24 protein-coding genes and 1 pseudogene are annotated in these 25,840 nt (G+C 75.7%); 15 read left to right on the top strand and 10 right to left on the bottom strand.

Translation table 11 applies throughout. The annotated features are described in order from the left end of the window. Window positions 1-24: 24 nt before the first annotated feature. Window positions 25-1,329, bottom strand: coding sequence for a phytase (locus tag AB0L74_RS17675; RefSeq protein WP_365652309.1), 1,305 nt, complete (start codon window positions 1,327-1,329; stop codon window positions 25-27). Window positions 1,330-1,480: 151 nt separating this feature from the next. After that, window positions 1,481-2,425 (bottom strand): helix-turn-helix domain-containing protein, encoded by a 945-nt coding sequence (locus AB0L74_RS17670; protein ID WP_365652306.1) that lies wholly within the window; start codon window positions 2,423-2,425, stop codon window positions 1,481-1,483. Window positions 2,426-2,556: 131 nt separating this feature from the next. On the opposite strand from AB0L74_RS17670, the gene AB0L74_RS17665 reads away from it, so the two are divergent. From AB0L74_RS17665 to AB0L74_RS17655, 3 genes are all read left to right on the top strand, one after another. After that, on the top strand, window positions 2,557-3,156 hold the full coding sequence (locus tag AB0L74_RS17665; RefSeq protein WP_365652303.1) for a non-oxidative hydroxyarylic acid decarboxylases subunit B: 600 nt from the start codon (window positions 2,557-2,559) through the stop codon (window positions 3,154-3,156). A gap of 91 nt (window positions 3,157-3,247) precedes the next feature. Continuing rightward, a complete protein-coding gene (locus tag AB0L74_RS17660) occupies window positions 3,248-4,672 on the top strand; it encodes a non-oxidative hydroxyarylic acid decarboxylases subunit C (protein ID WP_365652300.1) in 1,425 nt (474 codons plus the stop codon). Window positions 4,673-4,745: 73 nt separating this feature from the next. Further along, window positions 4,746-5,018 carry a non-oxidative hydroxyarylic acid decarboxylases subunit D gene (locus tag AB0L74_RS17655; protein ID WP_365652297.1) on the top strand — a complete coding sequence of 91 codons (273 nt, stop codon included), beginning with the start codon at window positions 4,746-4,748 and terminating at the stop codon, window positions 5,016-5,018. Between the two features lie 94 nt (window positions 5,019-5,112). On the opposite strand, the gene AB0L74_RS17650 is transcribed toward AB0L74_RS17655, so the two are convergent. The 7 genes from AB0L74_RS17650 to AB0L74_RS17620 form a co-directional block, all read right to left on the bottom strand. Next, entirely contained in the window at window positions 5,113-5,568 is a 456-nt protein-coding gene (locus AB0L74_RS17650; RefSeq protein ID WP_365652293.1) for an NAD(P)H-dependent oxidoreductase, read from the bottom strand. A 72-nt stretch (window positions 5,569-5,640) separates the two neighbouring features. Beyond that, entirely contained in the window at window positions 5,641-6,111 is a 471-nt protein-coding gene (locus tag AB0L74_RS17645; RefSeq protein ID WP_365652290.1) for a hypothetical protein, read from the bottom strand. Between the two features lie 135 nt (window positions 6,112-6,246). Next, a complete protein-coding gene (locus AB0L74_RS17640; protein ID WP_365652287.1) occupies window positions 6,247-7,110 on the bottom strand; it encodes a DMT family transporter in 864 nt (287 codons plus the stop codon). 170 nt (window positions 7,111-7,280) lie between these two features. Continuing rightward, window positions 7,281-8,726 carry a glyceraldehyde-3-phosphate dehydrogenase gene (locus tag AB0L74_RS17635; protein WP_365652284.1) on the bottom strand — a complete coding sequence of 482 codons (1,446 nt, stop codon included), beginning with the start codon at window positions 8,724-8,726 and terminating at the stop codon, window positions 7,281-7,283. A 337-nt stretch (window positions 8,727-9,063) separates the two neighbouring features. Then, window positions 9,064-9,717: a hypothetical protein gene (locus AB0L74_RS17630; RefSeq protein WP_365652281.1), complete on the bottom strand. Its 654-nt coding sequence runs from the start codon at window positions 9,715-9,717 to the stop codon at window positions 9,064-9,066. Next, window positions 9,714-10,592 carry an ABC transporter ATP-binding protein gene (locus AB0L74_RS17625; RefSeq protein ID WP_365652710.1) on the bottom strand — a complete coding sequence of 293 codons (879 nt, stop codon included), beginning with the start codon at window positions 10,590-10,592 and terminating at the stop codon, window positions 9,714-9,716. Before AB0L74_RS17625 ends, AB0L74_RS17630 begins: the two co-directional genes overlap by 4 nt. Before the next feature lie 219 nt (window positions 10,593-10,811). Beyond that, window positions 10,812-11,069: a LysR family transcriptional regulator gene (locus AB0L74_RS17620; protein ID WP_365652278.1), complete on the bottom strand. Its 258-nt coding sequence runs from the start codon at window positions 11,067-11,069 to the stop codon at window positions 10,812-10,814. A 220-nt stretch (window positions 11,070-11,289) separates the two neighbouring features. On the opposite strand from AB0L74_RS17620, the pseudogene AB0L74_RS17615 reads away from it, so the two are divergent. Continuing rightward, window positions 11,290-11,451: pseudogene (locus AB0L74_RS17615) on the top strand (arsenical-resistance protein); the annotation flags it as partial. Between the two features lie 256 nt (window positions 11,452-11,707). Here AB0L74_RS17615 and AB0L74_RS17610 read toward each other — a convergent pair. After that, the gene (locus AB0L74_RS17610; RefSeq protein ID WP_365652275.1) at window positions 11,708-12,907 is read right to left on the bottom strand and encodes a hypothetical protein; all 1,200 of its coding nucleotides are present in this window, start codon (window positions 12,905-12,907) and stop codon (window positions 11,708-11,710) included. Window positions 12,908-12,994: 87 nt separating this feature from the next. Here AB0L74_RS17610 and AB0L74_RS17605 point away from each other — a divergent pair, with 87 nt between their 5' ends. From AB0L74_RS17605 to AB0L74_RS17555, 11 genes are all read left to right on the top strand, one after another. Then, window positions 12,995-13,972 (top strand): ABC transporter substrate-binding protein, encoded by a 978-nt coding sequence (locus tag AB0L74_RS17605; protein ID WP_365652272.1) that lies wholly within the window; start codon window positions 12,995-12,997, stop codon window positions 13,970-13,972. Window positions 13,973-14,061: 89 nt separating this feature from the next. After that, a complete protein-coding gene (locus AB0L74_RS17600) occupies window positions 14,062-15,198 on the top strand; it encodes an iron ABC transporter permease (protein ID WP_365652269.1) in 1,137 nt (378 codons plus the stop codon). After that, a complete protein-coding gene (locus AB0L74_RS17595; RefSeq protein ID WP_365652266.1) occupies window positions 15,195-16,202 on the top strand; it encodes an iron ABC transporter permease in 1,008 nt (335 codons plus the stop codon). The genes AB0L74_RS17600 and AB0L74_RS17595 overlap by 4 nt, the downstream gene beginning before the upstream one ends. 20 nt (window positions 16,203-16,222) lie before the next feature. After that, the gene (locus AB0L74_RS17590) at window positions 16,223-17,044 is read left to right on the top strand and encodes an ABC transporter ATP-binding protein (protein ID WP_365652263.1); all 822 of its coding nucleotides are present in this window, start codon (window positions 16,223-16,225) and stop codon (window positions 17,042-17,044) included. A gap of 57 nt (window positions 17,045-17,101) precedes the next feature. After that, the gene (gene amiA / locus AB0L74_RS17585; RefSeq protein WP_241270818.1) at window positions 17,102-17,215 is read left to right on the top strand and encodes a streptamidine family RiPP; all 114 of its coding nucleotides are present in this window, start codon (window positions 17,102-17,104) and stop codon (window positions 17,213-17,215) included. 91 nt (window positions 17,216-17,306) lie between these two features. Next, entirely contained in the window at window positions 17,307-18,161 is an 855-nt protein-coding gene (locus AB0L74_RS17580) for a hypothetical protein (RefSeq protein ID WP_365652259.1), read from the top strand. Next, on the top strand, window positions 18,158-19,639 hold the full coding sequence (locus AB0L74_RS17575) for a CocE/NonD family hydrolase (protein WP_365652256.1): 1,482 nt from the start codon (window positions 18,158-18,160) through the stop codon (window positions 19,637-19,639). Before AB0L74_RS17580 ends, AB0L74_RS17575 begins: the two co-directional genes overlap by 4 nt. Continuing rightward, window positions 19,636-21,015, top strand: a complete 1,380-nt coding sequence (locus tag AB0L74_RS17570; protein WP_365652253.1) for a YcaO-like family protein — start codon at window positions 19,636-19,638, stop codon at window positions 21,013-21,015. Before AB0L74_RS17575 ends, AB0L74_RS17570 begins: the two co-directional genes overlap by 4 nt. 11 nt (window positions 21,016-21,026) lie before the next feature. After that, window positions 21,027-22,178, top strand: a complete 1,152-nt coding sequence (locus AB0L74_RS17565; RefSeq protein ID WP_365652250.1) for a SagB/ThcOx family dehydrogenase — start codon at window positions 21,027-21,029, stop codon at window positions 22,176-22,178. Next, on the top strand, window positions 22,175-23,941 hold the full coding sequence (locus AB0L74_RS17560) for an ATP-binding cassette domain-containing protein (RefSeq protein ID WP_365652247.1): 1,767 nt from the start codon (window positions 22,175-22,177) through the stop codon (window positions 23,939-23,941). The genes AB0L74_RS17565 and AB0L74_RS17560 overlap by 4 nt, the downstream gene beginning before the upstream one ends. After that, window positions 23,938-25,734, top strand: coding sequence for an ABC transporter ATP-binding protein (locus tag AB0L74_RS17555; protein WP_365652244.1), 1,797 nt, complete (start codon window positions 23,938-23,940; stop codon window positions 25,732-25,734). The genes AB0L74_RS17560 and AB0L74_RS17555 overlap by 4 nt, the downstream gene beginning before the upstream one ends. Window positions 25,735-25,840: the final 106 nt, after the last annotated feature.

The raw sequence follows: 25,840 nt of genomic DNA, 5'->3' as shown, positions 1-25,840 counted from the left end.
GGGCGCACCGGCCGCGGACCGCCGTCAGTCGTCGAGGGCGGTCGTGACGTCGGCGAGGTCGACGAACTTGAAGTTCGTCGCGGCCCGGTCACCGTCCCCCGGGGCGTCGTGGCCGTCCTGCACGACCAGCAGGCCGTGGGGGAAGCGGGAACCCAGGGGCGCGGCGAGCACCGCCGCGCCGTCGCACTCCTCGGAACCGTCCAGGGACGGCGAGGCGGCGGCGACGCGGAAGCCGCCCTCGTACTCGTTGTCCTCGCCGGTCTCGCGGTCGTAGGCGGCGAAGGTGTCGTCGCCCTGGCTGGAGGCCAGCAGCAGGCCGTCGCCGTCGGACTCCGGAAGCAGCGTCAGCCCCTCGACGTCGGCGGACAGGCGTGTTCCGCCGTAGCCGGGATCGGCGCCCGCGGCGCATTCCTCCGTGGCCTCGTCGTAGACGGCCGGAACACCGTATTCCCGCACCCTGTCGACGAGCCGGGGCGTGCCGGTGAGGTCGGCGCGCATCCGCCAGATCCCGACGTCCTCCTGGCCCGCGTAGAGCGTGCCGTTCGCCGGGTCGACGACCATGCCCTCGACCTGCGGCAGCTCTCCCGGTTCCGCGCACGGCGACCAGGACGTGCCGTCGGGCAGCCGGAAGGAGGCGGGCAGGTCCAGGGTGCGGACCGTGCGGTAGCCGACGCCCCCGGAGGCGGTGGGGGTCAGTTCGAGCAGCGCGACCGTGGTGCGCTCCCGGCGGCTGACCAGGGCGTAGGAGCGGCCGGTCGCCCGGTCCGTCCAGGTGGCCAGGCCGTACGCGGTGCGCTGCTCGTTGATCTCCTCCTGGCCGGTGGAGAACACGGGCGGCGCGGCCGCCGGGTCGGTGATGTCCGTGAGGGGCCGGCCGGGCCTGGCCGGGTCGATGCGGTAGACGCGCAGACGGTCGCTGCCCCGGTCGGTGGTGACCGCCACGTCGGCGCGGCCGGTGCTCAGCTTCAGACCGTGGACCAGGTCGACGTTGTTGAACCGGCCGGGCGCGTCGTCGGGCCCCGGCGGGGCGGGAGCGGGGACCGACTGCACCAGCCGCGCGTCGAGGTCGTAGACGCGCAGTCCGCCCTCCTTGGCGGTGGCGACGACGAGGCTGCGGTCGGGATCGGCGGCGTTGCGCCAGATGGCGGGGTCGTCGGCGTCGGCGTTGCCGCCCGCCTCGTCGTCGTACAGCGCGGGCGTCTCGACCCGCGGCCGGACCTCCGGCAGGGTCTCCTGGCCCCGGGCCGTGGCCGGTGTCGTGGAAAGGACGGCGGCGACGGCGGCGGTCAGGGCGCAGACGGCCCAGGGCCGTGGACGGTGTCCGGTCACGTCGGTGCTCCTAAGGTCGAAGACATGACAAACATCAATCGGTGATCTTGCGGGGGCCGCGGTACGACGCGGGGCCCGGCCGGTGACGAGACGGCCTCCCGGAGGCGAACAGCGGGTGCCCGCCCCGCCGCCGGGCGGCCGCCGGCGTGCGTCAGCCGCCGTCACCGGGGCCCGGCCGGGGGCCGCCCCCGCTCCCGTCCCCGGCCGCCGTACCGCGCGCGGCGGCGCGGAAGGCGAGCGGTGTGCGGCCGTCGTGCTTGCGGAAGAACGCGCCGAAGTCGCTGGGATCGTCGAAGCCGAGCCGGCGCGCGATGTCCGCGGCGGTGGCGTCGGTGTGCACCAGGAGCCGCTTGGCCTCCAGGACGATCCGGCCGTCCAGGTACGCCTTCGCCGTGGCCCCGGTGGCGGCCTTGACGGCGCGGGTGAGGGTGCGCGTGCTGTAGCCGAGGGCGGCGGCGTAGTCGGCGACCCGGCGGGTGCGGGTGAAGTCGCGCTCCACGGCCGCGCTGAAGCGCCGGAAGGGGCCGTCGGGCGGTGCCGCGTCGCCGGCGGCCGGCGGGCAGGCGTGGGCCAGCCGCAGCAGCAGCACCGACAGCAGCATCCGCAGCGTCCTGTTGTGCGCTTCGAGCGGCAGCGCGCCCAGGTCGTCGTACTCGGCGACGAGGTGGTCCAGCGCCAGGCCGACCAGCCGGCCGTGTGCCCCGGCCGGTGTCACCGGGCCCTCGGCGTGCGGCGGATCCTCGGTCACGAAACCCGGCCGCCAGATCACCATGACGCCGCGCGCCCGGGCGAGCGGTCCCCCGGGCTCGGCCGCGTACTGGTGGACTTGTCCCGGCCGCACCCGCAGCCAGCCGCCCGGGGGGATGACGTGGCGGGAGAAGTCGACGGTGTGGGGGAGCGGGGGCGAGTGCGGCGCGAGGTGGATCAGGTGGTGGAAGTCGGGCCGCTGCGGGCCGGACAGATCGATACGCCGGCGCCGCGCCCGGTCGCGCAGCTCCTCGAACCCGACCACGTCCATGCCGATCGGAGCGCTCAGCGAGGGCCGGTAGGCCACGTCGGTGATCGCGGCGGCCCCGGCCGCAGCGGGCCGTGCCACCCGGCCGCGCTCCCGATTCTGTCCGGAATTCCCCATGGTGTGTCCCGAGCTTACCGCCGCTCCACCCGCAGCTCTTCCTAGCGTGAGGAGTGCCGACGGTACCGGGATGACCGAAAAGGAGCAGGGACGACGTGCGACTGATCGTGGGGATGACGGGGGCCACCGGGGCCGTGTTCGCGGTACGGCTGCTGGAGCGGCTGGCCGGGCTGCCGGAGGTGGAGACCCATCTGGTGATGAGCCGCTGGGCGCGGGCCACCGCCGAACTGGAGACCGGCCGCAGCCTGCGGGAGATCGGCGCGCTGGCCGACGTGGTCCACCCCGCGGGGGACCAGGGCGCCACCATCTCCTCCGGCTCCTTCCGCACGGACGGGATGGTGGTCGTCCCCTGCTCCATGAAGACGCTGGCCGGCATCCGGGCCGGTTACGCCGACGGCCTGGTGGGCCGGGCCGCGGACGTCACCCTCAAGGAACGCCGGCCACTGGTGCTGGTGCCGCGCGAGACGCCGCTGAGCGAGATCCACCTGGAGAACATGCTCGCCCTGGCCCGCATGGGGGTCCGCGTCGTGCCGCCCATGCCCGCCTTCTACAACCACCCCCGCACCGTCGACGACATCGTGGACCACATCACCGTCCGGATCCTCGACCAGCTCGACCTGCCCGCGCCCGCGGCCGAGCGCTGGTCCGGACTGCGGGCGGCCCGTCTCGCCGACCCGGGCGGCCCCGACTCCTGAGGCCCGGTCGCCGCGCCCGCCCCGGGCCCTCCCCGTCAATCCCCCCACCCTCTTTTTCCCCTTCATCTGCGACGTATACGAGGAGACATCCGTGCCGTACGACGATCTGCGGTCCTTCCTGAACACCCTGGAGAAGGAGGGCCAGCTGCTGAGCATCACCGACGAGGTGCTTCCGGAACCGGACCTCGCGGCCGCCGCCAACGCCGCCGGGCGGATCGGCGAGGGCGCGCCCGCCCTCTGGTTCGACCGGGTCAAGGGCTTCACCGACGCGCGGATCGTGATGAACGTCCACGGATCCTGGCGCAACCACGCGCTCGCCCTCGGCATGCCCAAGGAGACCTCCACCCGCGAACAGGTCGAGGAGTTCGCCCGCCGCTGGGACGCCTTCCCCGTCCCGCCCGAGCGCCGCGAGGACGCCCCCTGGCGGGAGAACACCGTCGCGGGCGACGACATAGACCTGTTCGAGATCCTCCCCCTGTTCCGCCTCAACGACGGCGACGGCGGCTTCTACCTCGACAAGGCCGCCGTCGTCTCCCGGGACCCCGACGACCCCGACCACTTCGGCAAGCAGAACCTCGGCACGTACCGCATGGAGGTCATCGGCCGCAACCGCCTCGCCCTCCAGCCGGTCCCGGTGCACGACATCGCCCAGCACCTGCGCACGGCGGAGGAGCGCGGCCAGGACCTGCCGGTGGCGATCACCCTCGGCAACGACCCGGTCGTCCCGCTCGTCGCCGGGATGCCCCTGCGCTACGACCAGTCCGAGTACGAGATGGCCGGCGCCCTGCGCGGCGCGCCGATGCCGATCGCCACCGCCCCCCACACCGGCCTGGACGTCCCCTGGGGCGCGGAGGTGGTGATCGAGGGCGTCGTCGAGTCGCGGGTACGGCAGATCGAGGGCCCCTTCGGCGAGTTCACCGGCCACTACTCCGGCGGCCGGCGGATGCCCGTCATCCGCATCGAGCGGATCTCCTACCGCACCGACCCGGTCTTCGAGTCCCTCTACCTGGGCATGCCCTGGACCGAGTGCGACTACCTGGTCGGCCCCAACACCTGCGTGCCGCTGCTGAAGCAGCTGCGCGCCGAGTTCCCCGAGGTGCGGGCCGTCAACGCGATGTACACGCACGGGCTGCTGGTCATCATCTCCACCGCCAAGCGGTACGGCGGTTTCGCCAAGGCCGTCGGCATGCGCGCCATGACCACCCCGCACGGCCTCGGATACGTCACCCAGGTCATCGTCGTCGACGAGGACGTCGACCCCTTCGACCTGCCCCAGGTGATGTGGGCGCAGTCGGCGAAGGTGAACCCGAAGGAGGACGTCGTCATCATCCCGAACCTGTCGGTGGTGGAACTCGCGCCCGCCTCGCAGCCGGCCGGCGTCACCAGCAAGATGATCATCGATGCCACGACGCCCGTGGCCCCCGACGTCCGCGGCAACTTCGGCACCCCCGCCAAGGACCTCCCGGAGACCGCCGAGTGGACCGCGCGCCTGCGCTCCCTGCTCGCCCGGCGCTGACCCGCCCGTCCCGGCACCCGCTCCCGTGCCCGCCGCACGGGACCGTCACCCCGTCCCAGGAAGGAACCACCCGATGCACTCCAGCGACAGCGCCCGGCCCGAGGCCGCCGACGCCTCCCCCCTCTGCCCGCGCTGCGCGGACACCGGCGTCTGCACCGTCGCCCACTCCCCGGTGCCCGGCGTCTGGCAGGTGCGGCAGTGCGCCCGCTGCCTGTACATGTGGCGCACCACCGAACCGGCCCGGCGGACCCGCCGTGAGGACTACCCCGTGCAGTTCCGCCTCACCGAACACGACATCGCCACGGCCACCGAGGTACCGGCCGTACCTCCGCTGCGCGCCCGGTAGCCCGCGCGGCGCGCGCCCCGCCGGGGCCGCGGCTCCGGGGCCGGACGCCGGAACCGGCCGCACGTCCGCTTCCGGCCCGGCGTCCGCCCCCCGGTCAGCCCTCCATCAGCCCGGCGGCGAGCGTCGCCCCCAGGTCCCAGCACGCCTCCAGGTCGGCCTTGCCCGGCTCACCGGTCACGGTCACCGCCGGGGCGGCACGCCGCCAGCCCAGGCCCGTGGTGACCGACTCGATGCCGCGCACCGCGCCCGTGGTGTCGCTGCCGCCGTGCACGTAGAAGCCGAACGGCCGGCCGCGGGTGGCGTCCAGACAGGGGTAGTAGACCTGGTCGAAGAAGTGCTTGAGCGCGCCGGACATATAGCCCAGGTTGGCCGGCGTGCCCAGCAGGTAGGCGTCGGCCTCCAGCACGTCGACCGCGGTGGCCGCCAGCGCCGCCCGCCGCACCACCCGGACGCCCTCGATCTCCGGGGCGCCCGCCCCGGACACGACGGCTTCCAGCAGCGCCTGGCAGTTCGGGGACGGCGTGTGATGGACGATCAGCAAAGTGGCCACACCCGAAGCCTGCCCGGCGCGTCCCTTCGCCGCAACAACCGCCCCCCGCCCCCGGACCGGCCGGCCCGCCGGTCAGCCCCACAGGGAGTAGGTCACCGCGCGGGCGGAGCCTTCGGGCCGGTCACCGGTGTACGTCAGCGTCATCCGCGTGTACTGGCGCAGGTCCGGGCGCTTTTCCCAGGATTGGGCGTCGTCCAGGCGCACGACGACGGGGTACGAGCGGAACGTGCCGGCCGCGCAGTAGGGCCGGCAGTCGTTGACCACGTTGACGCCCTCGGCCACCGCGGCGGTCGCGTCCCAGCGCTTCCACTCCAGCGAGGTCAGGCGGCTGTTGCCGTCCCCGCAGGCGAGGAGGAAGTCGGCGGGGCGTACGCCGGGGCGCCCCTGGCAGTCGACGAGCACCGGATCCGGTGCCCGGTGGTGCGCCGCCCGCGGCGGGGTCGTCTGCGCGCCCGGCGACGCGGCCGTCGCCGTACCGAGGGTTGCTGCGAGCGAGGCGACGGCACACAGCGTGACCATCGCCCTCCTGCGTACTGCGCCCATGACTGCTTCCGCCCGTCCTCGTCGGGGCCCGTTTCCGAATCGACGGTACGGCCGCGCCCGGCAACGCACCACTCGGACGGAGCAACGCCACCCGCATGCGCGCCCCGGACCGCGAGGACGCGGTGCGCCGCCCGCTCACCGGCCGGTCCTCAGGTCGATCCCGCGCCGGGCCAGGGTGATCACACCCACGGTGACCAGGGCGACGCCGGTCACCTGCGGAATGAGCCACCACCCCGCCCGGACGTCCTCCTGGTACAGCAGCAGGCCGAGCAGCAGGCTCACCGCCGCGTCCCCCAGCGCCAGGGCCGGCTGGGAGGCGATGAGCGGACCGCCCTGAAGGGCGTGTTCCAGCAGCAGGACGGCACCGGCACCGGCCACGGCGAACCCGTAGGTCTGCCAGGCGGACAGGAAGCCGGTCACCCCGCCCGTGTCCAGGATTCGCATGGCGTCCTTGATCAGCCCGGCCGTCAGCGCGTAGCAGACGGCGGTGGCCGAGCCCAGGCAGCCGGCGCGGGCCTTGCCGGCGGGACGTCGCAGCCCGGCCCCGGCCAGCAGGACGACTGCCGCGCCACAGGCCGCCAGGACCGGCACCCACCGGCCGGCGGACACCTCGGCGACCCCGCCGGCCGGGGCGGCCGACACCAGCGCCAGACCCAGCCCGGCGACCACCGCGGCCACCGCCGCCCACAGCACCCCCGGCAGCCCGCGCCCCGTCATCGACGAGGCCAGCAGCAGCGCCAGGGGGAGTTCCAGTACGAACAGCGGCTGGACGAGGGAGAGCGGACCGGTGGCCAGGGCGGCCGCCTGCCCGACGCCGGCGACGACCACGGCCAGCATCCCGGCCAGCCAGACGGGCCGCCGCAGCAGATCGAGCACGAGGCCCGGGCGCAGCCCCCGGGCCTGCGGCACGCTCAGCGCGGCACGCCGCTGCAACACGGTGGCCAGCGCGTTGCTGAACGCGGCCACGCACGCGAGGAGGACCGGCAGTACGACACCCATCCACCGATCCTCGCGCCCCCCGCCTCCCTTCGCCCGCCGCCACGACGGCCGCACGCCCGTGCGGGCGGACGGGCGACGAGAGGCGGGGGGCGCGCGAACGGCCGGGGGCGGTGGCCGCTGCCACCGCCCCCGGCCGCCGGGTCACGGGCCCGGCCGGACCGCCCGGCGGATCAGACCGCCGGGGCCGGGTAGGTCGGGTACTCCACGCCCGACACGTGCTGCACCACGCGCACGACCTGGCAGGAGTAGCCGAACTCGTTGTCGTACCACAGGTAGAGGATGGCGTTGTCGCCCTCGACCTTGGTGGCGCCCGCGTCCACGATCGAGGCGTGGCGCGAGCCGATGAAGTCGCTGGAGACCGCGTCGGGGGCGCTGATGAAGTCGATCTGGCGCTTGAGCGGCGAGGTCAGCGACACCTCGCGCAGGTAGTCGAGCACCTCCTCGCGGGTGGTCTCGCGGGCCAGCTGGAGGTTGAGGATCGCGATCGAGACGTCCGGCACCGGGACGCGGATGGAGCTGCCGGTGATCTTCGCCTTCAGCTCCGGCAGCGCCTTGGCGACGGCGGAGGCGGCACCGGTCTCCGTGATGACCATGTTGAGCGGCGCGGAGCGCCCACGCCGCTCCGACTTGTGGTAATTGTCCAGCAGGTTCTGGTCGTTGGTGAACGAGTGAACGGTCTCCACATGGCCGCGCAGCACGCCGTACTCGTCCGCCATCGCCTTCAGCGGCGGCACGATGGCGTTGGTGGTGCACGAGGCGCAGGACAGGATCTGCTCGTCCGGCTTGATCGTGTCGTGGTTGACGCCGTGCACGATGTTGGGAACGTCGCCCTTGCCCGGCGCGGTCAGGACGACCTTGTCGATGCCGGGGCGCAGGTGCTTCGACAGACCCTCGCGGTCGCGCCACTTGCCGGTGTTGTCGATGAGGATGGCGTTCTTGATGCCGTACGCCGTGTAGTCCACCGCCGTGGGGTCGTCGGCGTAGATGACGCGGATCTCGTTGCCGTTGGCGACGATCTTGCTGTTCGCCTCGTCCACGGTGATCGTGCCCTGGAACTGGCCGTGGATGGAGTCACGGCGCAGCAGCGAGGCCCGCTTGACGATGTCCTGGCCGCCGCTGTCGCGGACGACGATGGCGCGCAGCCGCAGCCCGTTGCCGGAACCGGCCTTCTCGATGAGCAGGCGGGCGAGGAGACGGCCGATGCGGCCGAACCCGTAGAGGACGACGTCGCGCGGCTCACGGCGCTCGATCTTGTTGGCGCCCGTGGCACCGGCGACGGCCTCGGCGGTGAATTCCGCCACCGACAGACCGCGGTCGTCGGCCTTGTAGGTCTCGGCGAGCATGCCGATGTCGATCTGGGACGGACCGAGGTCCAGCGTGGTGAGCGCCTCGAGGAAGGGCAGGGTCTCGGTGACCGAGAGCTCCGCACCGGCGATCTGGCGGGCGAATCGGTGGGTCTTCAGGATGCTGACCACCGACTTGTTCACCAGGGAGCGGCTGTGCAGCAGGACCGTGACGTCCCGCTCGCGGTGCAGCTTCCCGATTATCGGGATCATCGACTCCGCGATCTCCTCGCGGCACTTCCAGTTGGTGAACGAGTCGTCGTTGACAGTCACAGGCATATCTTTCGAGCTAGGAGGCGCTCATATGCTAACCCCATGCTCCTTTGAGCAATCAAGTGGGTGGATGAGCGCCGACGGCGCCCGGATTCCCCGGCCGTGCCGGGCCCCACGCGGCCCAAGGCCGGGCGGAACGAGGGCGGTTGCACGGCGGTCCCGGGAACGGTGCGCGCCGAGGGAGGCGGGCGGGCCAGGGGGAGGGGACGGGGGCAGCCGGCGGTGGCGAGCAGGGCGGGAACAGGGCACACCCCGTGCGCCAATACTCCGGCCAGCAGCGGTGGTTGACGCCCTCCGCCGGGCCGGGGCCGCCCGGGAAACGCGGGTGCTGCCCGCGTCACTTCCTGACGGCGACCGCGTACGTGAGAGCCGCCCCGGCCGCCAGGATGCCCGCGGCGGCGGCGAGCAGCACCGCCGTCGAGCCCAGCAGGTCCGCCGAGCGCGACGTGCTCTGCAGGTCGACGAGGAGGGCGCCGACCGGGGAGCGCCCCCTCGCCAGCAGCACGGCCGCCAGCAGGACCAGGGCGAGGACGAGCGCGTAGCCCTGCCGCCGGAAGACGAGGGGCGAGCAGACCAGGCCGATGGCGATACCGGTGAAGGCGCACGTGAGCTGGGCCTCCAGCCCCAGCAGCAGGTCGGCCGGGGTGGGGGAGTGGCTGCCGAACACCAGCGGCAGGACCAGGCCGGCCGCGGCCGGGGGCAGGCAGGCCAGGACGGCCGTCGCCACCCACCCGGCCAGCGCGCGCGAAGGGCCGCCGGCGGTCACGATGATGACCGAGCGGTGCGCCCGGTCCTCCAGGCCCAGCAGGGCCATGGTCAGCCAGACCGAGCAGACCAGCATCGCCCCGGCCGCCGAGCCGTAGGTGGCGGTGAGCGGGCCGGAGTCGTTGCTGGTCAGGACGGCCAGCAGACCGGTGAACAGCAAGGCCGGCGCGAGATAGCGCTGCGAGAGCAGCAGGACCGCGAACAGGTAGCGGACCAGAGCGATCACCGTGCCGCCCCCCGGTCGTTCCCGTGGTCGCCCCGGCCGGGCGCGGGCCGGCCGACGCCCTCCACCGACCAGCCGTGCCGCAGCGCCGTCAGCAGGGCGGCGTCCGAGTGCTCCCGCGTCACCCGCAGGACCAGGTTCTCGCCCCGGCGGGCGGCGTGCGTCACGCCCGGCAGGGCTCGCCAGTCCGGTGCGGCCGGCCCGGCGCCGCCGGCGGGCGGGGACAGGACCACCTCCACCGTCTGGGCGCCGCCCGCCGGGCGAGCGCCGTCCTGCCGGGCGATCCGGCCGTCCCGGATGACGTAGGAGCGGTCCGCGTGCTGTCCGGCGACCGCCTCCCGGTGGTCGGTGAACACCACCGTGCCGCCCTGCCCGGCCACCTCGCCGAGGAACTCGGCGAGGACCGCGTGAGCCGGGACGTCCAGGCCGGACCAGGGCTCGTCGAGGACCAGCAGGTCCGGTACGACGAGCAGGGCCTGCGCGAGCGCCACCTTCTGCGCGTTGCCCTTGGACAGCGTGCGCAGCGGCGCCTCCTCGCCGCCCACCAGGGCCAGCCGGTCCAGCAGGTGGCGGGCGCGGGCGCGGGCCCGGGCGCCGGGCATGCCGCGGACGCGTCCCATATGGGTGAGGTAGGAGATCGCCGGCAGGCGGTCGTGGGCGGTGAAGCGGTCCGGCACGTACCCGACGCGCGGCGGACGGCCCGACACCCTCCCGGAGGTGGGCCGCGACAGTCCGGCGAGGAGCCTCAGCAGGGTCGACTTCCCCGAGCCGTTGCCGCCCGCCACGGCGACCACCGTACCGGGCGGGATTTCCAGGTCCACGTCGGTGAGGACCCAGCGGCCCCTGCCGTACCGCTTGCCGACCGCCTCACAGCGCAGCACGTCGGCTCCCGGGCGAGACGTGGGCCGTATCCGGCCGGGACCGGCGCGGTTCCCGCGCGCTCGGCGGGCCCGGCCGCTCCGGGCCGCCGGGCGCGAGGCGGAACGGGCCCGCCGCGACCGTGCCGGGTGCGCCGCCTGGCCGCGGGCCGCCGCACCGCACACGCGGGTGAGGCGGCACCTGGGGGCGCGCGAGATCGTCCGTCATGGCCGACGACCCTATCGGCCCGGCCGGGCTCGCCGGCCGGGGCCCGTGCGCCGTGCGCCGCGGGGGTCCGTCGGCGGCGCCCCGCGCCCGAAGGGCGTACACCGCCGTGCGGTCCGCAGCGCCTCCGCCCGGTCCAGCAGCGCGTGGGGCTCCGGCAGCAGGGACCCCGCCTGGGTGTTGGTCACCTGCCGGCTGGTGCGCTCGAAGAGCCGCACGCCCAGCTCGCGTTCCAGCCGCTGGATGCGCTGGGACAGCGGCGGCTGGGCCATGCACGACGGGCGGCGGCAGGGCCGACGTGCGACTCCCCGGCGACGGCCACGAAGCACTCCAGGTGCCGTATCAGGTCCACGGCCCGGGAGCATATCGACCGCTGCCCGGACCGCCGGTGACGCGTCGCCCGCGCATGAGCCCGACTCCTGTACGGCGTCCACGGTGAGGGCCCCGGGGACCTCGGCGGAGATGCCGACGCCGACCTCGCGCATCGCCGTCCTCGCCCGCACCGCGGCCGGCGACAACGTCGAGCCGGCCATCGCGGTCGCCATCGCCGCGTTCGGCCTCCCCTCCGGCCAGGCCCTGCCCGGTGCCGGCGGCCCGCTCACCGATGTTCCCGTCCCGGTGGGACTCGCTGTGCGCATCGCCGGCTTGGCGCGGGAGGTCCGCCGCCGCCCGGCCGGCGTCCTGACGCGGCGCACCTGCGCGGGGCGAAGGTTGCCTGCCGCGGCACCAACTCGCGGAAGGGCCCGGCCGGCCCGCCGCGGGCGTCGCCCGGTGCGCTGGGGGCGAAGGACGGGCGGCCCCGTGGGCGCGGTCGCCCGTCACCCAGGAGGGCGACGGCGGGGCGCCGTGTGCGGGTGCGGCCTGCGGCCTGCGGCAGGGCGGCCCGGGCGGTGCCGGGCCGGACGCGCCGTCACCGGCCCACAAGATCGCCTTCGGCGCCGTCGCCTTGGGTGCGCAGCACCATGTGGCCGCCGTGGTGCAGCGGCGTATCCCACCGCAGACGGTTCGCCTCCTGGCCCGTCTCCGCGTCGACGATGTGCACCTCCCCGTGGCCGCCGCGGGTGACGGCGACCCAGCCGGCGCCCGGTGAGGCGGCCACGGCCCGGCGTTGGACGCCCTCCCAGGGGGTGCCGCCGCGGCGCGGAGCGCCGTCCATGGCGGGCAGCGGGAAGCGGCGGACGGTGTCGTCGGCTCCCAGCAGGACCAGTTCGTCCCCGTCGGGGTGGACGCGGGTGAAGGCCGTGTGGCGCCGGGCGAGGGCCAGCCGGAAGACCAGGCCGGGACCGAGGTCCGTGAGGAGCGTGCGGCCCGTCTCCAGGTCGTGGCGCCACGCCTGGTTGGTCCAATCCGGCCACCGCAGCGGGTCCGGCGCACCACCGCGCAGCGTGCTCCACAGCGCCTGCCGGCGGGTGTCGAGCCGCAGGTACCAGCCCCGGGCGGGCGCCCCCCAGGGAAGCACCGCCTCGGCGACGAGGGCGTCGCCCTTCCTGCGGGCCCGGTGCACCCCCTCGCCCGTGGCCGCGAACACGTGTGCCGACCCGGGCGCCTGCGCGTCCCCGTGGCCGTCACCGGGCAGGGGCAGGAGCGCGTGCGGGGTGACCGGAGGGCAGCCGGGGGGCGCCGCGAGGAGGTCGGCGAAGCGGTGGACGGCCAGCGCGCCGGGTTCCCGGTGCCGCAGCACGACCAGCGGATCGCCGCCGCCCAGCACCGTCACGCCCGGCTCGCCCACGCGCGTGCGCACCCGGGCGGTTTCTCCCGTGGCCAGGTCGACGACCGTCAACAGGTCCGACCACGGTGCGGTGTTCTTGCCCAGGCCGGTCGTGACGGCCAGTCGGCGGCCGGCCGGATCGCAGGCGAGGTGTTCGGCCGGCACGGCGACGGGGACCGCCAGTTCCACGAGCTCGTCGGCGAAGGGGTCGAGCACCAGCAGTTCCCCCCTGCGGTCGTCCACACAGGCCACCCGCCCGCCCGGCAGCGCCAGGAACCCCGCGTGCTCGGACAGGTGACGGTCCGTCAGGCGGTGTTGGACGGTGCCGTCCGGCACGGTCACCACGTGCAGGAATCCGTCCACGTGGTCGGAGACGAGCAGCACGGGAGCGGCAGCGGGCATGGGGGTCCTCCAGGAAGTGATCTGGTGAAAACGATTATCATGTATCTTCGGTGCGTTCCGGGTCCGCCTGAAGAAACGAGGGCATGAATGCTGCGCTCCCCGTCGAGATTCGTCCGCGTCTGCGTCACGGCGGCGGCCGTGGGGTCCGTCCTGGCCGGCTGCGGCGCGTCGTCCGGCGACACCGCGAGTGACAAGGCCGGGCCCGCCGCGAAGACCGAGGTCACCGTCGAGCCCATCAAGGCGGCCAAGGAGCTGACCGACACCAACGGCGTCAAGGTCTCGCTCAAGAAGGAACCGGAGCGGATCGTCTGCCTGTTCGCGCTCTGCGACGACATCCTGACCGAGCTGGGCATCGTCCCGACGGCCACGAACAGCACGCTGCTCGCCCACCCGGAGTTCCTGGGAGAGGCGAAGGCGAAGGACGTCGACGTCATCCCCGGCGGTTTCATCGCCCCGGAGGTGGAGGCGATCCTCTCCCACAAGCCCGACCTCGTGATCGGCCTGGGGGACACCCACGGCAAGCTCGCCCCGGCCCTCAAGGGCGCCACCACGTTCTGGGCCATGCAGCCCGAGACCTGGCAGGACAGTGTGGGGTACCTGCGCGATGTCGCCGCGCTCACCGGCCGCACCGCCGAGGGGGAGAAGGCCGAGAAGGTCTTCCGGACCAAGCTCGCCGAGGCCGAGAAGGCCCCGAGCGACAAGACCGCCCTCGTCATCTACGGCAGCGACGAGAACTTCGGCGTCGCCACCCCGGAGGGCGACGTGACCGCCAGCTTGTTCCCCAAGGTCGCCCACTACCCCTGGAAGTCCCGGGGCGTGGAGGGCAGTTACAGTCTCGAGGAGATCCTCGCCCAAGGCGTCGACGTGCTGTTCGTCGAGACGATGACCTTCGGCGACGCGGACGGCAAGCTCTCGCAGAAGCTGGCGGACAACCCCCTGTGGGGCAAGATCCCGGCGGTCCGCGACGGTGAGGTGCACGAGGTGGACCCAGAGGTGTGGGCCAAGGGGCGCGGTACCCGTTCGCTGGGCATCGTCCTCGACGAGGCCACGGCCGCGCTGCGGTGAGGGCGACCTTCTCGCCGCCCGCGGGGGCGGAGGTCACGGCCGGCGCGCGGCGGCCCGCACGGCGTGCGCCGGGGTGGCAGCCACTCCTGGTGGTCGTCCTGCTGACCGTCTCGTCGGTCTGCGCGCTGAGCCTCGGCACCCCCTATGTCCCGCCGCACCGGCTCGTCGGTGAGCTGCTGGCCGGGGACACCACGCTCGCCGGGATCGTCGTCACCGAACTGCGCGTTCCCCGCCTGGTGCTGGCGCTCGTCGCCGGGGCCTGCCTGGGGGCGGCGGGCCTCGTGCTCCAGGAGGCGCTGCGCAATCCCCTGGCGGTGCCGGAGATGCTGGGCGTCTCCTCCGGGGCCGCGCTGGGGGTGGCCGCGCCCCTGGTGCTGACGCTGTCACTGCCCGCCGCCGTCCAGCCGTTGCTGGCCATCGGCGGGGCCGCGCTCGGCGGCGGGCTCACGCTGCTCGCCGCCGGGCTGGGCCGCAGCCCGTCCGCGGTGCTGCTGACCGGCGCCGCGGTCGCGGCCGCGTTGCAGGCCGCGCTGCTCGTCCTGATGGTCATGGCCGACCAGCTCGACCTCCAGCTGATCTACCGCTACCTGCTGGGTTCCCTCTCCGCCCGGACCTGGGACGACGTCGCGGGGCTGTGGCCGTGGCTGCTCGTCGCCGCCCCCGCCCTCGTGCTGTGCGCACCGGTGCTCTCGGTGATGCGCCTGGGCGACGAGGACGCCGAGGCGCTGGGCGTGCGGGCCCAGCGGGCACGGCTGGCCGCGCTGGCCATCGCCGTGGTGCTGATCGCCCCCGTGACGGCCGTGTGCGGACCCGTCGCGTGGGTCGGCTTCCTCGCCCCGCACCTGGCCCGGTGGTGCAACCCCGCGGCCGGGGCCGTGCGCTGGCTTTCCTGGTCCGTCGTGTGGGGTGCCGTCGTCGTCGCCGCCGCCGATGTGCCGGCCCGGCTGGCGCTGGCACCCGTGGAGACACCGGTCGGTGCCTGGACGGCCCTGCTGGGCGTGCCGGCCGGAGTCGCCCTGATGCGGTCGGGTGGCCGCGGCCGCGGCCGGGCCCGGCGCGCGACGGCGGATCCCGCCGCCGTGCGCCCGGCGCCGCAGGCCGTGCCCTCCGGCTCCGTGAACGCGGTGCCCCACCCGGGGGCGCCGCGCCACACCCCTCGAAACCGGCCCGGAGGCGGCGTCTGCCCCGTGCCCGGTGAGGCGACCGGATCGGAGGACGCGCGGTGAGCCGGCGATTCACGGTGCTCGCGGTACTGGCCGTCGGGTGCGCCGCGGTGGAACTGGTGGCGGGGCGCGGCATGTCGCCGGGCGTCGTCTGGGACGTCCTGGGCGGCGGCGGTGACGCGACGGAACGTCACATCCTGCTGCACCTGCGCCTGCCCAGGCTGCTCGTGGCCCTCGGCGCGGGCGCGTGCCTCGCCGTGGCGGGACTGGTCTTGCAGTCGGCGCTGCGCAACCCACTCGCCGGGCCCGAGGTCACGGGCGTGACGCCCGGGGCGGTCCTCGGGGCCGTCACCGCGACCGCCCTCGGACTCGCCGGGTGGGACTCGCCCCTGGCCGTGGTCCTCGCCGCGTGTGCGGGCGGATGCGCCGGAGCGGCGCTGCTGTGGCTGCTCGCCGGGCGCGGCCGCGGCGACGCCGCGCAGACCGCCGTGCACGGGGTGCTGGTGTCGGCGGTGCTCGGCGGACTCACCGCCATGGTGCTGCTGGTGGAGCCGGGCGAACTCGGCAGCGTCGTCCAGTGGCTGGTGGGCACCACGGAGGGCCGGGTGTGGCAGCACTGGCATCTGCTGTGGCCGTGGGCGCTGGTCTGGGGGATCGTGGCCTGGCTGCTGGCCGGGCCGCTGACCCTGCTGCGCTGCGGGGACGACATCGCCCTCGCCGCGGGTCTCTCCGCCCGGCGGGCCCGGACCCTGGCCCTGCTGTGCGCGGTGGCGCTGACGGCGGGTGCCGTGGCCGCCGTGGGGGCGCTGGGCTTCGTGGGGCTGCTCGTCCCGCATCTGGCCGTGGCCGTCTTCGGCGCGGACCTGCGAGCCGGCCTGCCCGGTGCCGCCCTGCTGGGCGCGGTCGTGGTGTGCGGGGCGGACGCCGCGGCGCAGCTGTCCTCCCGGCTGCTGGCGGTGGCGCTGGACTCCGAACGGCTCACGCTGCCGGTCGGGGCGCTCACCGCCTGCCTCGGCGCCGCCCTGCTTCTGGTCGTCGTGCGCCGCACGCCGAGCCGTACGTTCTGAAGTCGACTTAAGGACAGAGCATGACCGAGTCCGTGGGGATCCACGTGGAGGGGGTCCACTTCGGCTACCCCGCACGACCTGTGCTGCGGGGTGTCGACATGACCGTCCGGCCGGGCGAACTGACCGCCCTCATCGGCCTGAACGGCTGCGGCAAGTCGACCCTGCTGCGGCTGGCCGCCGGGCTGCTGCGACCGGACCGGGGGCGCGTGCTGCTCGGCGGGGACGACCTGGCCCGGCTCTCCCGGCGCGCCACGGCCCGGAGGGCGGCGCTGCTGCACCAGTCCGCGCCCGCCGTACCGGGCATGACCGTGCGTCATCTGGTGCGCCAGGGGCGGTACGCGGCGCGCGGCCCGCTGGGCATGCTGCGCGAGGGCGACGACCCCGTGGTGGACCGGGCGCTGCGTGACGTCGGTGTGGAGCGATGGGCCGACCGTGACGTCGACGCGCTGTCCGGGGGAGAGCGGCAGCGGGTGCGGCTCGCGATGGCGCTCGCCCAGGACACCCGCGTCCTGCTGCTCGACGAGCCGACCACCTACCTGGACCTGCACCACCAGCTCGACGTGCTGCGGACGGTGGTGCGCCTGCGCGAGGAGCGCGGGCTCACCGTGGTGATGGTGCTCCACGACCTGGCCCACGCCGCCCGGTTCGCCGAACGCATCGTCGCCCTGCGCGACGGGCGCGTGGTGGCCGACGGGACGCCGAAGGAGGTCGTCACGCCGGGGCTGCTGGCCGACGTGCTCAAGGTGGCCGGCCGGGTCGGCCGGGACCCGGAGGGCGGGTGGCCGGTGTGTTACCCAGATCACCCCCTCCCAGAACTAGAATATGAAAATCAGATTCATTAGGCTGTCGGTACGGCGCTCACCCGAACGCCGTAACTCCCAGACTCTGAAGGAGAGTTCATGGACAACGAGCAGGTCTTCGCGCCGATCGCCGACCCGGGACAGCTGGCCCACGACTCGGCCTCCCACTCCAACGCGCTCGTCGAGAACCCCTTTGAGGACACCGAGGAGTAAGCGGGGGCGCAGCACCCTCGACCGTGGGCCCGCCCGTTGCCTTCCGGGCGGGCCCACGCCCATCCCCAGCCCCGCCGTCAGGAGGATCACCGTGCCCCGCAGCCGGCTCGTACCCGGTGTCGAAGTCGTCGCCGTGCCCGGTCGCGGCCTCGCCGTCCGCACCGCCGAAGGGGAGTTCCTCTCCGTCCGGACCCAGGGCGCGGACGAGGACGCCCTGCTCTCCCTGCTCTCCGGTGCCGCCGCGGCCCCGGCGGACGAGGAACTGCGCCGCCTCCACCGGGCGTTCGCGGAAGCCGGTTACCTGACGGACGGGCCGCGGCACCCGGAGTGGCCCGCCGCCCGCCGCGCCGTCCGGCTGCTGGGCGACCCGGTCCTGACCGGACCGCTCGCCGCCCACCTGGCCGCCCTCGGCGCCGAGCCGCGCACGACCCCGGCGGCGGCCACTCCCGGGACGCCGCCCCGGACCCTCGACGACCTGCTCCGCGAAGACCCCGCCGCCGTCGTGTGGTGCCTCGACGGACCCGTGCCCGACGGACTGTGGGACGCCGCCGACCGGCTGCCCGAACGCGGCGTCGCCTGGCTGCGCTGCCACCGCGAGGGCTGGCAGGCGTATGTCGAGCCCCTCGCCGCCGCTCCCGGAGACGTCACCTCGGCCCACGTCCGGGCCCGCCGGCTGGCCGCCACCCCCGCGCACCGGGAGCTGGCCGCCTACTGGAGCGGACCTCGTACGTCCGGCGCACCGGTCCGGCTCACCCCTCCCGCCGCCGCGGTGCTCGCCGCCCTGCTCGCCGACGACCTCAGCCGGTGGGCCACGGGCGCACCCGGCACCGGCGGCCTCCCCGCCCGGCGCCGCCTGCGCTGCGTCGACCTGCGCACCCTCACCGTCACCGAGCGACCCGTCCTCCCGGTGCCCGATGTCGTCCCGACGCCGAAGAAGAACGGATGACGCACCTCAGCGCGGCTGTCGGAGGTCTTGCCACGGACACCCGCCTCCCCGACGGCGACGGCCCCTTCCCGGCCGTCCTGATCCGCACCCCCTACGACCGCGTACGGCACCGGGCCGAGGCGCGCGGCTGGGCCCGCCACGGGTTCGCCGCCGTCGTCCAGGACGTGCGGGGCCGGTTCGCGTCACCGGGGGAGTGGCACCCGTACGAGAACGAGGCCGCCGACGGAGCGGCGACGGCCCGCTGGATCCGGCGGCAGCCGTGGAGCGACGGGCGGCTGGTCGCCGCCGGCGCCTCCTACGCCGCCCACTGCGCCGTCGTCCTCGCCCTCACGGCCCCCGATGACGCCCGGCCCGACGCCGTCATCGCCGCCGTGCCCGCGCTGGGCGCCGCCGACACGGCGCGCGAACCCTCCGGCGTCGAAAGGCTGCTGACCCGCGCCGGATGGTGGGCCGCCCACGGCGACCGACGCGACGGCGACGCCGGCGCGCTGGACAAGGCGCTCGCCGCCGACCCCGGCCTGTTCACCCACCTGCCGCTCACCGGCCTTCCCGAGCGGCTGGGCCGGCACCTGCCCTCCTGGGCGGGCCTGTGGCGCCACCGCGACCGCGGCCGCCTCGTGGCGCGGGCGGCACACGCCGCCATGCCCCTGCTCGCGGTGGGCGGCCACCACGACCACTTCGCCGAGGACACCGTCGCGCTGTGGCGCGCCTGGGGCGGACCGTCGGCACGCCTGCTGCTGGGCCCCTGGGGACACGGCCTGGCCGCCGAGCCCGCCCCCGGCGCCGGACCCGCCCACCGGGTGAGGCTCGGCGAGCTGTACGCGCGCTGGGCACGCCGCGCCCTCGCCGGCGAGCTCGCCCCCGGGCGCCACGGCGCGCTGGCACTGGGCGGCGGGAACCTGTGGCTGCCCGCGGACGCCGGCGCCGAGCCGCGGACGCAGCGCGTGCGGCTGCTGCACGGCTCCGCCTTCACCGCCGACCCCCGCCGTCCCGTCCGCTCGGACGACCTCACCGTCCCCACCGGCGGACCGCCCGACCGGTGCCTGCTCGCCACCGCGCCCCTGCCGCGCCCGCTCGACGTGGTCGGACCCGTGCGGGTCCGGCTGCGGGCCACCGCCGACACCCCGTCCGCCGACTGGGCCGCCCGGCTCGTCGCCCTCACCCCGGAAGGGAAGGCCGAGCGACTCGCCATCGGCGTCGTCCGGCGCGAGGAAGTGCCGGGCCGGGAGGCCGAGTTCGCCGTCGGACTCGGCCGGCTCGCCCGGCGGCTGCCCGCGGGCACCCGGCTCCGCCTGGAGATCGCCGGACACCACTTCCCGGCCCACGCCCGCAACCCCCACACCGGGGACGACCCGATGACGGCCGTCCGGCTGCTCGCCTCCCGGCGCGAGGTCGACCCGGACAGCGTCGACCTGCGGCTGCACGTGCTCCCGTCCCGTCCCATCCCCACCGAGCCCGCCAAGGAGATCCTGCGATGACGGCGCTGCCGCTGGAAGCCCTCGTCGACCCCGTCTGCGGCATCGTCCGCAAGGTGAAGCCCGTCGACCACCCCGCGGGCGCGCCGCCCCGCTACACCGCGCTCACGGCCGAGATATCCGACGCCCGCAGACTCGGCCTGTGGCCCGCCGACCGGGTCTCCCTCGGCACCACCTTCGGCGACCCCGCCACGGCCCGCGTCGCCGCGATAGCGGAAGGGGTGGAGCGGTACTGCGGCAACCGCGTGCCGCCGCCCGGCCACCCCGAGGCCCCGCTGCGCGCCACGGCCGCCGAACTGGACGGCAAGGGGCTGCGGCTGTACGGCCCGGACGAGCTTCCGGCGTACGCCGCCTGGCAGTACACCCGCGAGAGGTTCCCCTACCGTCCCCTCACTGCCGACACCCCCGCCCTGTGGACGCGGGGAGTGGAGCGGCTGCCCGGCGGCGCGACCGCCGAGGTCTGGGCACCCGTCGCGCTCACCCACCTCAACTGGCGTCAGGGAGAGCTGCGTTCACTGCCGCGCACCCACCACCTCAACTACGCCGGGATCGCCACCGGGCAGGGCCTCGACGACGCCGTCGAGCGCGGCCTGCTGGAGATCGTCGAACGCGACGCGCTGGAACTGTGGTGGCACCTCGACGGCCCGGCCCGGGGCATCGACCCGGCCACCGTGCCCGGCCTCGCCGACGACCTCGCCGGATCCGCGCTCGACGTCCACCTCGTCGAGATGCCCTCGGAATTCGCCCCCTGCGTGGCCGCCCTCGTCCACGACCCGCGGCTCGGCCTGTACGCCGCCGGATTCGCCTGCAAGTACGACCCGGCCGAAGCCGCCCGCAAGGCCGTGCTGGAAGCCGTCCACACCTGGGTCTTCACCCAGGGCCTGACCGGCCCCGACGGCTGGGTGTTCCAGGCCGTCGAGGCCGGCCTGCTCGCCCGCGGCCTGTACCTGGACCACCGCGCCGACCGCCGCTACCTCGACGCCTGCGGCGAACAGTTCCGGCACGTGCGGGACCTGGGCGCGCACGTCCAGGTCTGGCTGGACCCGCGGATGGCGGCCGAGGCCCGGCGCTTCACCGAGCCCGCGCTCGGGACCGTGCCCCTCGACGCGGTCGAGCCCGGCAGCCGGGACCGGCTGGAACGCGCGCTCCACGAGCGCGGCCACCGCGTCATGACCTTCGACCTCACCACCGAGGACGTGGCCGAGACACCGCTGCGCGTCGCCCGGGTGCTCGTCTCCGGGCTGCTGCCCAACGCCCCCGCCGCCTTCGGCTACTTCGGCTGCCCCCGCCTCGCCGAGGCCGCCGTCCGACGGGGCTGGCGTACGACCGCGCCCAGCGCACCGGAGGACTTCACGCTGGCCCCTCCGCCCCACATGTGAGGACCGCCCCCGTGGAACACACCCGCGACGACCTCCCGGCCGACCTCGTCGCCGCCCTCGCCCGCGCCCGCTCCCCGGAACGGCCCGGCCCCGACACACCGGCCGGGCCCGCCGTCCGGGACTGGCCGGGGCCGCCGCGCCCGATCCCCGAAGCCGGCCCCGCGGACCTCGATCTCCGGGCCCTGCTGCGCCTCTCCCTGGCGGCCTCGGACGCCTCCGGACGCCTGCGGCCCACCCCCTCCGCCGGCGCGCTGCACCCGGTCGACACCGAACTGGTCGTGGGCCCCGGCTGCCCCCTGCCGCCCGGCCGCTACGGCTACGACCCGCTGCGCCACCGCGTCCACGGCCTCGCCCCCGCACCCGCCGCCACACCGCCGGGCGTGACCGCCGAGTTCTCCGTCACCGCGCGCCGCACGGCCTCCCACTACGGCCACCGCGCCTGGCCGCTGCTGCTCCTGGACACCGGGCACGCCGCCGCGGCGCTGTTCCTCGCCGCCCGCGCGCTGGGCGCGGGCGAGCCCGAGGTCCGGCTGGACGGACTCGCCGGAAGTCCGCTCGCCACCGTACGCGTCCCCCCGCCCGGCAGGCGGGGCCCGGTCCACCGGGCGGGCGGCGCGCACCGCGCGCGCCCGGCGGCGGACGCGCCCGCGCCCCACGAGCTGCTGGCCCGCCGCAGCACCCCGCCGCCGCTGCGGGGCACCCCGCCCCCACAGGCACTGCGGGCGGTCCTCACCACCGCCGCCCGGGCGAGCGGCGGCGACCTGCGCTGGTGCGCCGCCGTCGGCGCACCACGGCCCGGTCTGATCGAGCCGGCCGCCGACGGCACGGAGCTTCGGCGGTGCGCCGCGGGTGAGGCCCGCCCGACGCTCGCGGCCTGGGCCGCGGGCCAGGCGTGGCTCGCGGAGGCGGGCGCCGTCCTGCTCGCCCACGGCTGCCCCGCGGACGCCGACGCGCCGCACATCCGCCGCACCCATCTGCGGGCCGGCTTCGCCGTCCACCTGGCCCACCTCACCGCCCTGCGCCACCGGCTGGCCGCCCGCCCCGTCGGCTCCTGGCAGCAGGCGGACCTCGGCGCCGCGCTCGGCGCCGCCCCCGGCCGGGACTGGATCGTCCACGGACTGGCCCTCGGCACACTCCACGCCGACGAGGAGAACACCACGTGATCGTCCACCCCGAACTGCGCCGCGCCGCACGCCACGCACGGCGCCCCCTGCTCACGGCCGCCCTCCTGCAAGGGGCCGTCACCCTCACCCACCTGGCACAGGCCGCACTGCTGGCCGTCACCCTCGCCGACCTGGCCCGCGGGAACACCGGCCGGCTCGGGTGGCTGCTCGCCGCGGTGCTCGCCGTCGTCGCCGCCCGGGCCCAGCTCGCCATCCGGCAGCGGCGCACCGCCACCCGCGCCGGAGCACGGGTCAGGGTGGCCCTGCGCGACGAACTCCTCGCCCGTCTCGGACGGCTGGGCCCCGCCCACCTGACCTCCCCCGGCTCCCGGCCGGGGGCGCCCCCGGCGCGCGCGGGGGCCGTCCGCACCACCCTCGTCGACGGGGTGGAGGGCGTCGACGCGTACGTCTCCCGCTACCTGCCCCAGCTCCTGATCACCCTGACCGTGCCGCCGCTGGTGCTCGCCGGCCTGGCCGCGGTGGAACCGGCAGCCCTTCTCGCTCTCATCCCCGCCCTGCTGCTCGCCCTGGGCGGGCCGCGCGCCTGGGACCGCCTCCTGGCCAGGCGCGGCAAGGAGCACTGGGACACCTACGAAGGGCTGGGCGCCGACTACCTCGAAGCCCTCCAGGGCATGCCCGCCCTGCGGGCCGCCGGCGCGGTCGGCCGCACCCGCGAACGCCTGGAGAGGCGCTCGGCCCAGCTGCACCGGGCGACCGTCGCCAAACTGCGGGTCTCCCTGGTCGACACCGGCATCACCGACCTCGCCATCCAGGGCGGCACCGCAGCCGCCGCGCTCCTCGCCTGCCGGTCCGCCGTCACCGGGTCCACCACGGCGACCGGCACCTACCTGGTGCTGCTGCTGGCCTCCGAATGCTTCCGGCCGGTCCGCGACCTGGCCCGGGAGTGGCACGCCGGATACCTGGGGGCGTCGGCCGCGGACGGCATCGCGGCGCTGCGCACCGCGGAACCCGCCGTCCCGGACACCGGAACGGCACCGGCGCACTGGGCGGGCCCGCCCGAAGTCCGTTTCGAGAACGTCGCCTTCACCTACGACGGCGCCAAGACGCCCGCGCTCCACGGCGTCACCTTCACCGCCGCGGCGGGACGTACGACCGCGATCGTCGGCCCGTCCGGCGCGGGCAAGTCCACGCTCCTCGCCCTGCTGCTGCGCCACCACGACCCGCACGAGGGCCGGATCACCCTCGACGGGCGCTGCACGACCCGGTACGCGCTCGACGCGCTGCGGCAGGGCATCGCCGTGGTCTCGCAGGAGACGTACCTCTTCCACGCCTCCATCGCCGACAACCTGCGCCTGGCCCGGCCGGACGCGACGGACGACGACCTGAGGCGCGCGGCGCGCACCGCCGGCGTCCACGACGAGATCGCCGCCCTGCCCGACGGCTACGCCACCGTCCTCGGCGAACGCGGCGCCACCCTCTCCGGCGGGCAGCGGCAGCGGCTCGCCCTCGCCCGGGCCCTGCTGGCCGACGCCGGCGTGCTCGTCCTCGACGAGGCCACGAGCGCGGTCGACGAACGCCGCGAGGCGGACATCGTCCGCGAACTGGTGCGCGCCGCGAGCGGCCGGACCGTCCTGGTGGTCGCCCACCGGCTCGCGGCCGTCCGGCACGCCGACCACATCGTCGTCCTCGACGGGGGACGGGTGGACGCCGCCGGCGAGCACCCCGACCTGGTCCGGGCCGGGGGCGTCTACGCGCGACTCGTCGAGGCCGGCCACGCCCACCGAGGAGGAATCGCCGCATGAGCAGCACCGCCGACACCGCCACCGGCGCGGGCGTGCCCGCGCGGGGCGCCCTGCGCGCCCTGCTCCCCGCCCTCGCCGGGCACCGCGCCATGACGGCCCGCACCTGCGCCGCCGCACTCCTCGAACAGGGCTCCCTCGTCGCGCTGCTGACGCTCGCCGCGCACACCGTGGGAACGGCCGTCATCGAAGGGCGCGCCCCCTCGGCCGCCACCGTCACCGCGCTCGCCACCCTGGTCCTCGTGCGCGCCCTGATGACCTGGCGCGAGATGGACCTCTCGCACGACCTGGCCTACCGGGTCCTGGCCGCACTGCGCGTACGGGTCTTCGACGGGCTCGCCCGCAGCGCTCCCGCCCGGGTCGCGGGCCGGCGCAGCGGAGACCTGGCCGCCACCGCCATGGCGGACGTGGAGGCACTGGAGTTCTTCTACGCCCACACCACCGCCCAGCTAGTGGCGTCGGGGGCGGTCCTCAGCGGCGGCTGCGTGATCCTGGCCGCAGTGGAGCCCTGGCTGCTGGCGGCCGTGCTGCCGGTCGCGGCGCTGCTCGCGGCGGCCCCCTTCACCGACGCGCGGGCCCGCGCGGCGCGGGGCAGCCGCACCCGGTCGGCCGCCGCCCGGCTGTCGGCGGACACGGTGGAGACCATCGACGGGCTGCGCGAGCTGCTCGCCTTCGGCGCCCTGGCCGAACGCCGCCGCCGACTGGCCGAACGGGGGCGGCAGGTGGGGGAGGCCCAGCGTGCCGAGGCCACGTGGGAGGCGGTCGCCGCCGCGGTCCGCGACCTCCTCATCGTGGTCGCGGTCCTCGGCGTGGTGGCCGCGGCGGCCCAGTCCGTGACGGCCGGACGGCTGCACGGCGCGTGGGCCCCGGCCGCCATGGCGCTGGCGCTTTCGGTCCTGGGACCGGTCGCGGAGTCGGCCAGGGCGCTGAGCCAGGCCGTGGCCCTGCGCGCGGCCGCCGCCCGCGTCGGCGCGGCCGTCAAGGCCCCCGCCCTCGCCCCGCCGCCCGCCGCGCCCCGCCCCCTGCCCCCCGGTCCACTGGGTGTCCGGCTGCACGGGGTGCGGTTCGACTACGGCGGCGGGCCCGTGCTGGACGGCGTCGAGCTGACCGTCCGCGCGGGGCAGACCCTCGCCCTGGTCGGTGCCTCGGGTGCCGGCAAGTCGACCTGCGCCCACCTGCTGGCCCGGTTCTGGGACCCGGCCGAGGGAGCGGTCCAGCTGATACCCGCCGACGGCGACCCCGTAGACGTACGCGAGGTGAGCGACGCCGAACTCCGGCGTGCCGTCGCGCTGGTGGGCCAGGACACCCCCCTCTTCCACGGCACCCTCGCCGAGAACCTGCGGCTCGCCGCACCCGAGGCGGACGACGCCCTCCTCACCGAGACGGCCCGCCGGTGCGGCGTCGACCGGATCGCCCCCTTGGCCACCCTGGTCGGCGAGCGCGGCGCCACCCTCTCCGGCGGGCAGCGGGCCCGCGTCGCCCTCGCCCGTGCGCTGCTGGCCGGGCCCAGGGTCCTGGTGCTCGACGAGTCCACCGCCCACCTGGACAACGCCGGTGACGCCCAGCTCGCCACCGCACTGGAGCAAAAGGGCCGCACCACGATCGTCATCGCACACCGCCCGGCCACCATCCGCCGGGCCGACCGCATCGCCGTCCTCGAAGGCGGACGCATCGCGGAGGAGGGCACCTGGGAGGAGCTCACCGGACGCCCCGACAGCGCGCTCAACCGCAGCCTCGCCACCGCCCCGTCCGAGGGGCGCGAGCAGCCCCGGGCGGCTGACGAGCGGCCGCTGTAACCCTCCCCGCGACACGAGTGGCACACGCTCCGCGCACCACTCTCCCGCATCCGCGTACTGCGGAAGCGGGCCCCCTCCCCGAGGCCGCGGGGGAGGGGGCCGCGGC

This window comes from Streptomyces sp. NPDC052020, assembly GCF_040680575.1.
Classification (GTDB): Bacteria; Actinomycetota; Actinomycetes; order Streptomycetales; family Streptomycetaceae; genus Streptomyces.
The sequence above is the reverse complement of the archived record's forward strand: the minus strand, read 5'-3'. Positions and strand labels throughout refer to the sequence as shown.

Excerpts from the sequence above, each read along its gene's own strand:
- amiA (WP_241270818.1), top strand. The coding sequence starts at position 17,102 with ATGGACAACGAGCAGGTCTTCGCGCCGATCGCCGACCCGGGACAGCTG.
- AB0L74_RS17590 (WP_365652263.1), top strand. The coding sequence starts at position 16,223 with ATGACCGAGTCCGTGGGGATCCACGTGGAGGGGGTCCACTTCGGCTAC.
- AB0L74_RS17610 (WP_365652275.1), bottom strand. The coding sequence starts at position 12,907 with ATGCCCGCTGCCGCTCCCGTGCTGCTCGTCTCCGACCACGTGGACGGA.
- AB0L74_RS17645 (WP_365652290.1), bottom strand. The coding sequence starts at position 6,111 with ATGGGCGCAGTACGCAGGAGGGCGATGGTCACGCTGTGTGCCGTCGCC.
- AB0L74_RS17620 (WP_365652278.1), bottom strand. The coding sequence starts at position 11,069 with ATGGCCCAGCCGCCGCTGTCCCAGCGCATCCAGCGGCTGGAACGCGAG.
- AB0L74_RS17655 (WP_365652297.1), top strand. The coding sequence starts at position 4,746 with ATGCACTCCAGCGACAGCGCCCGGCCCGAGGCCGCCGACGCCTCCCCC.
- AB0L74_RS17570 (WP_365652253.1), top strand. The coding sequence starts at position 19,636 with ATGACGGCGCTGCCGCTGGAAGCCCTCGTCGACCCCGTCTGCGGCATC.
- AB0L74_RS17640 (WP_365652287.1), bottom strand. The coding sequence starts at position 7,110 with ATGGGTGTCGTACTGCCGGTCCTCCTCGCGTGCGTGGCCGCGTTCAGC.
- AB0L74_RS17555 (WP_365652244.1), top strand. The coding sequence starts at position 23,938 with ATGAGCAGCACCGCCGACACCGCCACCGGCGCGGGCGTGCCCGCGCGG.
- AB0L74_RS17575 (WP_365652256.1), top strand. The coding sequence starts at position 18,158 with ATGACGCACCTCAGCGCGGCTGTCGGAGGTCTTGCCACGGACACCCGC.
- AB0L74_RS17605 (WP_365652272.1), top strand. The coding sequence starts at position 12,995 with ATGCTGCGCTCCCCGTCGAGATTCGTCCGCGTCTGCGTCACGGCGGCG.